General features: G+C 42.6%; 9 protein-coding genes. 5 read left to right on the top strand and 4 right to left on the bottom strand.

All coding sequences use genetic code 11. From position 1 onward, the window contains the following. Positions 1–2: 2 nt before the first annotated feature. The gene (locus AC59IL_RS01455) at positions 3–3,311 is read right to left on the bottom strand and encodes a TonB-dependent receptor (protein WP_496550287.1); all 3,309 of its coding nucleotides are present in this window, start codon (positions 3,309–3,311) and stop codon (positions 3–5) included. Between the two features lie 308 nt (positions 3,312–3,619). Then, positions 3,620–4,858 (bottom strand): FecR family protein, encoded by a 1,239-nt coding sequence (locus AC59IL_RS01460; protein ID WP_496550288.1) that lies wholly within the window; start codon positions 4,856–4,858, stop codon positions 3,620–3,622. Positions 4,859–5,024: 166 nt separating this feature from the next. Between AC59IL_RS01460 and AC59IL_RS01465 the strand changes: the two genes are divergently transcribed. The 3 genes from AC59IL_RS01465 (at position 5,025) to AC59IL_RS01475 (ending at position 7,903) form a co-directional block, all read left to right on the top strand. Further along, positions 5,025–5,654, top strand: a complete 630-nt coding sequence (locus AC59IL_RS01465) for an RNA polymerase sigma factor (protein WP_496550289.1) — start codon at positions 5,025–5,027, stop codon at positions 5,652–5,654. A gap of 22 nt (positions 5,655–5,676) precedes the next feature. After that, positions 5,677–7,443 (top strand): ABC transporter ATP-binding protein, encoded by a 1,767-nt coding sequence (locus AC59IL_RS01470; protein ID WP_496550290.1) that lies wholly within the window; start codon positions 5,677–5,679, stop codon positions 7,441–7,443. Positions 7,444–7,585: 142 nt separating this feature from the next. Beyond that, complete coding sequence (locus AC59IL_RS01475; protein ID WP_496550927.1) at positions 7,586–7,903, top strand: HipA N-terminal domain-containing protein; 318 nt, start codon at positions 7,586–7,588, stop codon at positions 7,901–7,903. 30 nt (positions 7,904–7,933) lie between these two features. Here the strand turns inward: AC59IL_RS01475 and AC59IL_RS01480 are convergent, their stop codons facing one another. Further along, positions 7,934–8,575 carry a hypothetical protein gene (locus AC59IL_RS01480; protein ID WP_496550291.1) on the bottom strand — a complete coding sequence of 214 codons (642 nt, stop codon included), beginning with the start codon at positions 8,573–8,575 and terminating at the stop codon, positions 7,934–7,936. Between the two features lie 170 nt (positions 8,576–8,745). Here AC59IL_RS01480 and AC59IL_RS01485 point away from each other — a divergent pair, with 170 nt between their 5' ends. Both AC59IL_RS01485 and AC59IL_RS01490 read left to right on the top strand, forming a co-directional pair. Next, positions 8,746–9,270: a hypothetical protein gene (locus tag AC59IL_RS01485; RefSeq protein WP_496550292.1), complete on the top strand. Its 525-nt coding sequence runs from the start codon at positions 8,746–8,748 to the stop codon at positions 9,268–9,270. 661 nt (positions 9,271–9,931) lie between these two features. After that, positions 9,932–10,834, top strand: coding sequence for a glycoside hydrolase family 43 protein (locus AC59IL_RS01490; protein WP_496550293.1), 903 nt, complete (start codon positions 9,932–9,934; stop codon positions 10,832–10,834). Here AC59IL_RS01490 and AC59IL_RS01495 read toward each other — a convergent pair whose 3' ends face one another. Beyond that, the gene (locus AC59IL_RS01495; protein WP_496550294.1) at positions 10,835–11,869 is read right to left on the bottom strand and encodes an adenylate/guanylate cyclase domain-containing protein; all 1,035 of its coding nucleotides are present in this window, start codon (positions 11,867–11,869) and stop codon (positions 10,835–10,837) included. Positions 11,870–11,912: the final 43 nt, after the last annotated feature.

Below are 11,912 nucleotides of genomic sequence, written 5' to 3' on the forward strand. Positions count from 1 at the left end.
AGTTAGAAGGTTACATTCAGTCCTGCTTTTACTGTTCCTGAAACAGGGTATGTACGGAAATCGTCGCCCATGGTTGATACACCGTACGAGTTGGATACTTCAGGCGAAAAACCTTTGTATTTTGTTATATAGAAAGGATTGGTCGCATTGATGTATAACCGCAGTTTGCTGGCTGCAATTCTGCTGATCACACGTTTGTTGAAAGTATATCCAAATTCAACATACCGGGCCTTGAAATAGGTAGCGTCGGCAATATTAAAGTCGCTTTGCTGCGAGGTGGAAGTATTCACTGCATACCGGGGTATACCGGTGTTGGTATGGGTGGGTGTCCACGAATCGAGCCATTCAACATTCATATTCGAAAGCCCTGAGCTCAGGAACTGGTTGCGGGTAGCATTGTAAATTTTGGCGCCATAACTTACCATCAGATCAATGGCAGCATCGAACCCTTTCCAGGAAGCATTTAATGAAAGTCCGCCGATGAATTTCGCGTGGGGAGAGCCTATGTCTGTTTTATCTTTTACATCAATAAAGCCATCGCCATTGAGGTCCTGAAAAATGAGGTCGCCGGGTTTAAGACCGCTCCAGAATTGTTTACCGGCAACGCCCGATTGTTTAACAGCATTTTCGTTCAATGCATCAATCTGCGCCTGGGTTTGTGCAATGCCTGCTACTTTATATCCGTAAAAGTCGCCGATGGGTTGGCCTGCTGTTGAAATATGGGTAGAAGGAACCATCCAGTCGCCGGTGTATACGGTTTGATTATGGAAGTCAACGATCCTGTTCGTATTGGCACTACCGGTTATCCGCACTCCATAGTTGAAGTCGCTGCCTATTCTGTCGTCCCAGCTTGCTACAAATTCAAAGCCTTTGTTGCGAACCGTACCTGCATTGATATAAGCGGGTGTGCTGATACCGGTACTGCCACCGGGGATGGGCAATTGCAGCAACAGGTTTTTGGTTTGGCGGTTGTAATAATCAAATTCAATTTTCAACCGGTTGTTGAGGGTAGCAAATTCAGCTCCCAGATCGGTTTGTTCGGCCACTTCCCAGGTAATATTGGGATTTGAAGCGGCAGTAATAGTAGCACTGTTGTAAAACACACTATTGAACACGCCTGAATACACCATGTCCTGCGTAAGCGTGCTGTACGTTTGATAGTTCGGAATTTTGTTGTTACCGATCTGACCCCAGCTTCCACGAAGCTTCAGGTTATTGATCCAGGAAATATTTTTCAGGAACTCTTCATCCGATGCCCGCCAGCCGAGCGCTACAGAAGGAAATGAACCCCATTTTTTACCATTGGCAAATTTTGAAGATCCGTCGGCGCGGAAAGAGGCTGTTAAAAAATAACGGTTTTTGAAAGTATAATTCGCTCTGGCAAGATAAGAGAGAATTGATTCACTCGAAGGCAGGTTCGCACTGTTTGTCCAGCTAAGGCTGGTAATGGGCAGGGCGTTTACATACCTGTAATCATCGGCAGTAGATAACAAACCCGAACCGGTTACATCGAGTGTGTTGTAGTTGTAATTCTGCGCGGTATACCCGGCCAACAGATCAACCTGGTGATCACGGCCAAATGTTCTATTATAATTAAGGGTATTTTCCCACAGCCAGGTGTATCTTGTTTCGTATGCGTTCTGGATTGAATTACTGGCCTGTATCTGGTTAGGACTTGAAATATTAAAAGCGGGAATATAGGCATCGATATGATTCAGGGTGAAGTCGGTACCATAGCTGCTGCGGAAAGTAAGTCCATCAATAATTTCATAATTCAGATAGGCATTACCTACAAATTGCATCGGTTTCGATCTTACATCCTGGTTCAGGTAAAAAGATGCATAAGGATTGATAATATCAGGGTCCTGACCGGGTGTAAAGGAACCGTCGGCTTTACGTACGGTTAACAGCGGCGAAATACGGTAAATAGAATTCAGACCGCGTCCGCCATTCCATTGAGCGGTGCCCGTGTACCGGCTGCCGGCTACCGACAGGTTGTGACCTATCGTAACGCGTTTGTTTAATTTGTATTCGTTGTTGGCACGCAGTGTTATACGGTCGAAGCTGGTAAATTTAATCACCCCTTCTTCCTTATGGTAAGAAGCGCTGATGTTATACCGTATGTTGTCTGTACCACCTGAAACACCCAACTGATAATCGCTTACGATGCCCTTTTGGGTAACTTCTTTTGTCCAGTCGGTGCCTCCGCCAATAGAGTCGAGGTTATTGTACACAGGCGCTTTGCCGGCATTGGTGTTAAAGAGGTTAACCAGTTGGGCATACTGGCGGCCATTGGCAACATCATATTTGCGGGTAAGGTACTGGAAGCCCTGTGAAGCATTAAAAGTAAACACAGGTTTTCCGCTACGTCCTTTTTTGGTAGATACCAGAATTACACCGTTGGCGCCGCGCGAACCGTAAATAGCGGTGGCAGAAGCATCTTTCAGAATTTCAATAGAAGCGATGTCGCCGGGCGCGAGGTACGCGATGTTTGAAACCATCATACCATCTACCACAAAGAGCGGACTTGCATCGCCATTGGTACCCAAACCTCTCACAAAAACAGTGGGCGCAGCACCGGGGCCACCCTGATTAAGTATGGCAACACCGGGCGCTTTTGCCTGCAATGCCTCGGCGGCATTACTACCTCCTATTTTAGTTATATCGGCCGATTTAATACTGGATACCGCACCGGTTAAATCGCTTTTTTTCTGTGCTCCATAGCCAATGATCACCATTTCGTTCAGGGCAACATTTACCTGCGCTAATTTTATGGTAAGGTCTGTTTGATCGCCCACCCTGATTTCTTTGCCTTCATAGCCAACATAGGAAATCAGCAGAACTGATTGAGGACTCTCAACAGTAATTTCAAACGATCCATCTTCTTTGGTGCTGGTGCCATAGTTTTTCCCCTTTTCCCGGATATTAGCTCCTGCTAACGGCACACCTGCCTCGGAATAAATTTTCCCGGATATTTTTATTGGCGGGGCCGGTTCGGGCTTTGGCGCCGGCTGCTCCTTTTCTTTAACCACCACAATGTTGTTATTGAAAATGGAGTATGTGAGCGGCTGATCGCGGAAACACATATCCAGCACCTGCTGAATGGAAGCATTGGTTACATGAACAGTAACCTTACCGGCATTTTGCAGCAACACCGCGCGATAAGCAAAGGTGTAACCGGTTTGTTTTTTGATTTCTTTAAATACCTGCTTTAACGGAATGTTATCGCCCGACAGTGTAACTCTTTGAGAATACACACCGGCCGTCACATTCAAACAGGCAACAAGCATAAAGATTGACAAGAAATTCATTACAAGCAATTGTTTTCGCCCAACCCCTATTTTACGTAAAAAGGGGCTGCAGCATGCAGTAAAATGCATAAATTTGATTTGTTTCGGTTAAACAATAAGAGAAATACCATCATTTGTTGGCTTAACCTGAATTTTCCCGCCTTTGGCGGGAATGTTGACCGCTCCGATGGCCGTCGGGGCGGTTTTCTTTTTGGTTAAGCTTACGAGGCTGACCTGTGAGGTCAATCCTTGTTAATTGATTATTCGGGAGGATGAGCTTTGTGGAAGCTGTTTTCAAATGGCATAAGCATATGTTTCGTTTTTAAAAATTACAATACAGTCACTTTTTTTCCATCGAATGTGAGGCGCAATCCTGCAGTTGATTCTATTACTTTCAATACATCCGAAAGATTGGCACTCCGGGGAACCTCCATAATCAGGGGTTCATTTTTTACAGCGCCTTTATATTCAACTTCAATATCGTACCATCGGCTGAGCTGGCGCATGACGGTTTTTATATCAGCATTTTCGAAGTGAAACAAACCGTTTTTCCAGGCAAGGGTTTCTTCTACATCTACTGTCTGGACTGGGATAACCTGGGATTGTTGGGATGTTTGGGATATCGATGCCTGCTCGCCGGGTTTCAGTATAGCTGATGCAGCATCTTTGGAAACTTTTACAGAGCCTTCGAGCAATGTTGTTTTTATTACTGGTTCATCATCATAGGCATTCACATTAAAATGTGTCCCTAACACTTCAATTGTAACGTTGCCCTTTTCAACTTTAAACGGCATTTTTTGTCTGGAAGAAAGTTGAAGATGAGCTACTTCAAAATAAGCTTCACCGGTTATTTTCACTTTCCGTTCGTTGCCGGTGAATGCCGTGGGAAAAGTAATAGAAGATGCCGCATTCAGCCATACTTTGCTTCCATCGGGCAATACGAGCTGATATTGTCCGCCGCGGGGAGTTGATAATGTATTATAGGCAACCTCCCCCCTACCCCCTCCGGCGGAGGGGGAGTTTGATGCTGCATAAGTTAATTGCCCATCGTTTAATTTTACAATAGTCGTCTTGTCTTGTTTAGCAAGTTGCCCATTGGCAGCATTATCGAGAATAATAGTTGAATTATCTGCAAGAGTAAGAATGGCTTTATTACCGCCGGGCGCTGCATCATTCAAGGGCTTACCGGTTTGCTTTGTAGTGGCCACTTCTGTTGAAGGGGTACGCATCAAACCAAACCAAACTCCCGCTCCTATCAAAAGAAGAATAGCAGCAGCTGCTGCAAAACGCCGCCCAAAAATCATACGCCGAACTGGTGTTTCGGTGTTATTCAGTTCAGGCTCCTGAACAGATGGCAGTATGCCTTGCAGGATCGTATCAAAACGTTCCTGATCTATTGTTTCGGGCAACTGCTCATTTCTCAAATCCTGCATCAGCACTGCTTTTATATCGCCTTCATACTCTCCCCTGTTTATCAATGCAAACAGCTCGTCAAACTCTGCTTTTGTGATCTCATTAATTGTCAGTCGCTCAAATAAATACCGTAGCTTTAATTGGTCTTCACTCATAATTACAATTTGGATAAGATTGCTGAATTTCATTACAAAATGCTCACAATCCGGAATCATCTCCTTTTAAATGACGACTGCCGGAAAAAATCACACTATTCAATCTCAAAAAAATTTTCATCGAAATGAAAGTCCGGTTTTTATACATGGTTTTTGGATTAATTTTATGACCTCAAACAATTGCCTGATCAACACAGCCAACATACTATTGCATGAAAGAGAGCTACTTAACCGGATTGCGCAAGGTGATGAAGCTGCATTTACTGAAATTTTCCATCATTTTAGCCAGCAGATCTGGCTATTTGTATTCAAAAAAACCAAATCTGAAACTATTGCCGAAGAAATAGTACAGGAAGTATTTATGAAATTATGGGTAAAAAAGGAAACGGCTTCCGATATTGACAATTTTTCGTCGTTTCTGTATACCATGGCTATCAACAAAACATATGACTATTTCAAAAAGGTAGCCGGCGATAGCAGAAAACTGGAGAATCTTTGGCATCAGGTACAACAGGCGGCCATCTCAAACCCGGTTGAAGAAACAATAGACTTTCGCGAAAGCATGGATATCGTTAACCAGGCCATTGAACAATTGCCCACCCAACGAAAGAAAATTTATGTAATGAATCGTATGGAGGGTTTAAGTTATGAGGAGATTGCCCGGCAGCTTAACATTTCAAAAAATACCGTAAGCAATCAACTTACAGAAGCCACAAAATTTATCAGAGCATATGTAAAAGGTGCCGGTGGCGCCACTATTTTATTCCTGATACTGAATACGAGGTTTTATCATTAATGCAACCCGTGAATACAATAAAATGCCTAATCCTTATATCTCTTTATTGCGTACGGCATGGCATTATGCACGCCATGAACGAAAAAAATACGTATTTGTATACACGCTATTCGTTTTCGCCAATGTGATCTCCTCTATGAACCCCGTTCTTTTCGGATGGTTCATTGGAAAAATTCAGCAGAACACCCAACAGGTTTTTTATTATGCTTTTCTTTATTCCATAGTGTATTTTGGAATGAAGTTCGTTGAATGGTGCATCCACGGGCCTGCACGGATTATGGAGCGCCAGCTGGCCTTCAACCTCAGTCGTAATTTTTTGATAGAACGTTATCATCAGGCCCTGCACCTGCCGGTAAAATGGCACCAGGACCATCATAGCGGTTCCACCATCAACCGCATCAGGAAAGCCTATGAAGCGCTGAAAGATTTTTTCGACAAAGGATTCGTATACATCCACGCGCTGGCCAAGCTGGTGTTTTCAGTGATCGCCATGCTGTATTTCTCTCCGCTGTTTGGCAGCATCGGGATCCTGCTCGGCATTGTTACCATTTGGGTGATCATGAAATTCGATAAACCTTTCATCAAAACACTCAATGAAGTAAATGAGCAGGAGCATGTTGTTTCTTCCACGTTGTTCGACAGCCTGTCGAACATTATGACCGTGATCACGCTTCGGCTTGAAAAAAGCATGGAAAGCGGATTGCTGAGTAAAGTGCAGATGATTGCAAGGCCATTCAAAAAGAATGCAGCGATCAATGAATGGAAATGGTTTGTGGCCGACATGCTGGTCACCCTCATTTATGTAGTGATCTCCGCAGGATATGTATACCAGCACTGGGAATCAGGTAATGTGTTCCCCGTGGCTGGATTGGTTACACTGCTGGGCTTTGTGAACCAGTTCACCTCAGTATTTCACGATGTGGCATGGCAATACACCGAAATTGTGCAGTTCAACACTCATGTTGAAACGGCCCTGAATATTGAAGCGGCTTACCAGGAACAGCATCGCCCCGACCAACCCACCGATTTGCCCGATAACTGGCAAACCATCGAGATTAAAAACCTCAGTTTTTCGCATCGCAACCAATACGACAGCGACCATGCGCCACAAAGTTTGCATAACCTGCACCTTACGATCGGCCGGGGAAAAAAGATTGCCCTGATTGGAGAAAGCGGTAGCGGAAAAAGTACTTTGTTGTCATTATTAAGAGGGCTGTATAACCCCGAGGCAAATATGCAGTTGCTGGTAGATGGCAAACCCTTTGCGCTGGCCACCATCAATGAAACGGTAACCTTGTTCCCACAGGAGCCGGAGATATTTGAAAATACCATTGCTTATAATATTACACTCGGCCTTCCCTTTACCAACGAAGAGATTATGGCGGTTAGTGAAAGCGCCCATTTCACCGAAGTGATCACTCAACTGCCCAAAGGACTGGAATCGGATATACGGGAAAAAGGCGTAAACCTGTCGGGCGGTCAGAAACAACGGCTGGCGCTGGCGCGCGGAATACTGGCGGCCAGTGAAAGCGAAGTGGTATTGCTTGATGAACCCACCAGCAGTGTAGATCCGAAAACGGAAGCAATGATTTATCAGAAAATGTTTACTGCTTTCAAAAACAAGGCGCTCATTTCTTGTATGCACCGCCTGCACCTGTTGTATCAGTTCGATTATGTTTATGTGTTGAAGCAGGGAAGAATTGCAGCCGAAGGAACCTTTGACTACCTGCGCGAACACAGCCCGATATTTCAGGAGTTGTGGAGGCATCAGAAGGAGGTGGTTAAATGAGGGGGGATGGAAATTACAATAACTTGTATTTTGTCAAGAACGACTCTCAGGGAAATTTATTATCTTAACTGGAACATAACTGTTATGTCACTTAATTACCTTTTTATTAGTAAAGAAACAAAACAAATTGGTAGTGAGACAAATGGAAGTATACAGGAACCATGAATTGGCCGGACATTTGATAGAAGAAAATCGGCAGCATTATCGTTTCCTGTATGATGACAAATATTTCGCGAACCCGGCAAAGCCAGCCATAAGTCTTACCCTTCCCAAAACAAAGCAGGAATACCAGAGTAAGACTTTATTTCCATTCTTTTTCAATATGCTTTCCGAAGGCGCAAATAAGCAGTTGCAATGCCGTTTATTGAAAATAGATGAGTTGGACCATTTTGGCTTACTGGCTGCCACGGCCCAATGTGATACCATTGGAGCTATTACTGTAAAGCAGGTCACGAAATGAAACAGGCAAATTTTTTATAATAACTTATTATCAGAATGGAATAAATGTTTCTCTTTGTATAATCTGTTCATTTTTTAAAACCCATACCGAAACGTAACCTCCTGCTCCATCGCTATTCATTGCCTCTAAATAGATAGTATTCGTTGCCTTGTCAAGATAAGCTGATGTCATCTCAAGATTGGGTTCAAATAAATCACTGAAACCTGTTTTCAGGAAAGTCAGTATATGGGTACCCGACTTAAGTTGAATTAGTTTGTATTCATTTCGGGGTATGTTGCCATCAGTTCCCCAGGGAAATCTTCCATCTATAGATTTCACTAACTTTTCCTGATTTGAAGATTTTTCAAATATAATTTGCCTGCCTTTACTGGTAAACTTTCCTTTCCTGATTGATATAAGCATATCATTTAACTCCAATATAAGCATACTGTCTTTCAGGGTAGTTACTTTAAACTTTACCATATCGGCAAGAAAAGCAATTCTCGATTTATGAATATATCCTGAAAGGGTTTTGCCGCCTTTTTTATAATCAACCGTCAACCAGTTGTCTTTCGCTTCTTCTTCAAAAACACAAACCAATCTGCCGTTAGATAATGTATCCTCAATTTTTGATTTAATGTCTGGACGTTCTCTTATGTTACAATAGCCATCCGGGTCTTTTATTATTGCCATTTGGGCATAGGTTGACCGGGATAAGAATAAGATTAATAATACAACGAAGATTTTTGGCATATGCAGGAAAATAAATACAATAATACAGACTTTGCCATAAAGAACATATAGTTACCTGATAATCCAAGTCAGGACGAAGAAAAATTAGTTTTGATTATTTATATTGCCCTATGAAATTAATCGCCCCTATTCAAATAAACCTGTTGAAATTCTTTAAAACCGGGAAATTTGATTGCCTGAAATTGGGACAAACTAAAGGATGGATCCTGAATAATTTTGCAGATCCTGATGGAGTCCAACACAATCAGATTGATTGGCCAATTTGGCGTTTTGGTAATGTTGAATTACATTTTCATGATGATGATACGTTGTATTTAACTTATTCAGATTATATTGATACATTAGATGGTGGACCATCTATACAATTAGACAAATGGATATTAAATGAGCCTGAAAAACTAACCCTTGACTATGTCATTCGCCATATTAACAAAGAAAGGATCTTCAAACTGGAGCATAAAACACTTTTCCAGGGATTTGTTGTAACGGCAATTGATTTTTTAGAGAGCAAAGTAAAATTAGGGTTTGCACCGGAAGAGGAAAATTTAGATAATATAGATGATATTATGGCTCGCTCCAAATCGGAGGATAGTAATAATTTTAAACTTGCTTCTTTTAGCTTGGCAGATTTTTAAACCTACCGATACATCATTTTGTCGAAACCAGATCATTGTTTCCTGTAATCTCTCCTGTTCTGCCGCAATCTCAATCACTCTCACTTGTTATATCCTCGCTCCTGCTGTAATCGGGTCATTGTTCCCTGTAATTTCCTTATTACATGCTGTAATCTGGTCACTGCAGCCTGTTATATCCTTACTGCAGGCCGCAATTTGGTTATATCCGCCTGTTATTTCCTTATAACATGCTGTACATGGCTCATTGTTGGTCAACTTGCTGATAAATTCAGCCTGCAATGACACATATCCGGACAACAATGCGTCATAGTCAGCATGAAATGTCCTTATTACTGCATGTAATGAAGTAAATCCAGCTTGTTGTTTCCCAAATACAGCCTGCGTTAAGACTTTGCAACCTGCAATGACCAAATATCAGGTAAACATAAGTGTAAATCCAGCCTGCGATGATCACATTTCATCCGGCAATGACCAAATTACATCGAACAATATGCCGGCGCTTCAAAACTCACTGCTACTCTTATCATGCAACTAAATAATTTCACTATCTTAAGCCCAATTTATGAAAATCAGTTGCACTATATTTTTTGCCTGCTTGTTGTTTTCAATAGCACTGCCGGCACAAAACAGTCGGCAATACGAACTCAGGAAAAATGTTCCTTTGGATTCTATTGTTTTAAGTGATCCTTTCATATTGGCAGATCATAAGACCAACATGTATTATTTAACCGGAACCGGCGGCATGCTTTGGAAAAGTAACAACTTAAAACTATGGGACGGCCCTTACCAGGTTGCCAAAACCGATCCAAACTCATGGATGGGCCCCACTCCCATGATATGGGCTGCCGAAATTCATGAACACAAAGGCAGGTACTATTATTTTGCCACGTTCACCAACCGGTCGGTTAAAATTGATACGGTTAAAGGGAATGTGATTGAACGTCGCGCCTGTCATATTCTGGTTAGTGATCATCCTGATGGGCCTTTTGTACCGATGAAAGATTCAATTTATTTGCCCGCCAATAAACCTACTTTAGATGGTACTTTCTGGATCGATAAAGATGGCAAACCGTATATGGTATATTGTTACGAATGGCTGCAGAACTTAAATGGTACCATCGAAAAAATTGCCTTAAAACCTGATCTGAGTGGTACAACCGGTGAAGCAAAACTGCTTTTCCGAGCCAGTGATTCGCCCTGGAGCCGTGAAAAAGATGAAAACGGCAACGATAAACCGAATAAAGTAACTGATGGTCCTTACATGTTCCGAACAGCAACCGGACGGCTGGGCATACTTTGGACCAGTTGGGTATACGACGTTTATATGCAGGGGGTAGCTTATTCTGAAAGCGGTACGCTGGAGGGGCCGTGGATACAGGAAAAGGAACCGATAACACCTCCCAATTTTGGTCATGGCATGTTGTTCCGCACACTGGATGGAAAATGGCTGATGTCAATTCATAGTCATAAAGCCGTCAACGGTCGTTATATCAGGGTGCCGCATTTGTTTGAAGTTGATTTGTCGGGCGATAAATTAAAAGTTGGTAACCTTTATGTACCCTGATTACATGGGATGCACATCCACCACACTAAACAACTCCACCTCCGTCTCTTTACCACGAAGTGTTACCGTATCAATTTTCTCCCATTGAAAACTGTTGGTTTGCTGAAGGCGGTTCATGAGCGTTCCTGAAACAAGACAGTCGCGCTGATAGGTATTGCATTCACTACGGATTCGTGCCGTGGTATTTAATACATCGCCGTTATAAACGATTTCCTGTTTCAGGTCTCCGATCTGGGCGCTGACAACTTTTCCGAAATGCATTCCGGCTTTGAACTCGGGCTTTACACCAAATTTTTTAAAGTAGTGCTCGCTGTTTTGCTGCAGCTTTTCGCGGTACAGGAAGAACGTTTTTAAACAATTTGAATTTTGTAACCCATTATCTACTTCCCAGGTTAGCACCACCTCGTCCCCTACATATTGATATATCTCGGCTTTTGTTTGCAACACCGGCTGCGAAATTTCGCAAAAGAGTTCATTGAGCAGGGTATAAAAACGTACATGCCCTAATTGCTCGGCAATGGTGGTTGATGATTTCATATCAAGGAACATGAATATCCGTTCTTCCTCACGCGGACGGTGATATTTACCACGAATGAATTTCCACAATACGCCTTCGCCCAGCAAATGGTTGATTTGTAAAAAGAATACAAGCAACCCGTAAACAACAAGACTATAAATCACCAATATCAGTTGCTCCTTTGATACCAGATAAATAGCGAGCTGCCTTATTGCAAGCCCCTCTAAATAACCTAATATCATCACCAGCAAAGCGGTAACGGCGTAAATGACACCTGTATACAGCAGGGTTTTGATTACAAGCAGCTGCGTAAACGACCATCGGCGTAATCGTTTTTCGGCCTTCGGTAATATAAATAATTCCAGCAGGCCAAAGACCAGGCCTAAGGGAAAACCAACCATCACACTATTATAATCGAGGCGTGCCTCATTGATGAGTTGATACAGAACCCCGGCAAAACTTGTAAAAAAACAAAATAATGCCAGGGTTTTGAATTTTCTGGCGACATTAGGTTGCATATGGGAATATTACAACACAAAAGTATCCTATTGTAATAACCGG

This window comes from Niastella sp. sgz303648, from assembly GCF_059587045.1.

Bases quoted from the DNA above. Each gene is read 5' to 3' on its own strand.
- AC59IL_RS01465 (WP_496550289.1), top strand. From the start codon at position 5,025: ATGACCTCAAACAATTGCCTGATCAACACAGCCAACATACTATTGCAT.
- AC59IL_RS01455 (WP_496550287.1), bottom strand. From the start codon at position 3,311: ATGAATTTCTTGTCAATCTTTATGCTTGTTGCCTGTTTGAATGTGACG.
- AC59IL_RS01475 (WP_496550927.1), top strand. From the start codon at position 7,586: ATGGAAGTATACAGGAACCATGAATTGGCCGGACATTTGATAGAAGAA.
- AC59IL_RS01480 (WP_496550291.1), bottom strand. From the start codon at position 8,575: ATGGCAATAATAAAAGACCCGGATGGCTATTGTAACATAAGAGAACGT.
- AC59IL_RS01470 (WP_496550290.1), top strand. From the start codon at position 5,677: ATGCCTAATCCTTATATCTCTTTATTGCGTACGGCATGGCATTATGCA.
- AC59IL_RS01460 (WP_496550288.1), bottom strand. From the start codon at position 4,858: ATGAGTGAAGACCAATTAAAGCTACGGTATTTATTTGAGCGACTGACA.
- AC59IL_RS01495 (WP_496550294.1), bottom strand. From the start codon at position 11,869: ATGCAACCTAATGTCGCCAGAAAATTCAAAACCCTGGCATTATTTTGT.
- AC59IL_RS01485 (WP_496550292.1), top strand. From the start codon at position 8,746: ATGAAATTAATCGCCCCTATTCAAATAAACCTGTTGAAATTCTTTAAA.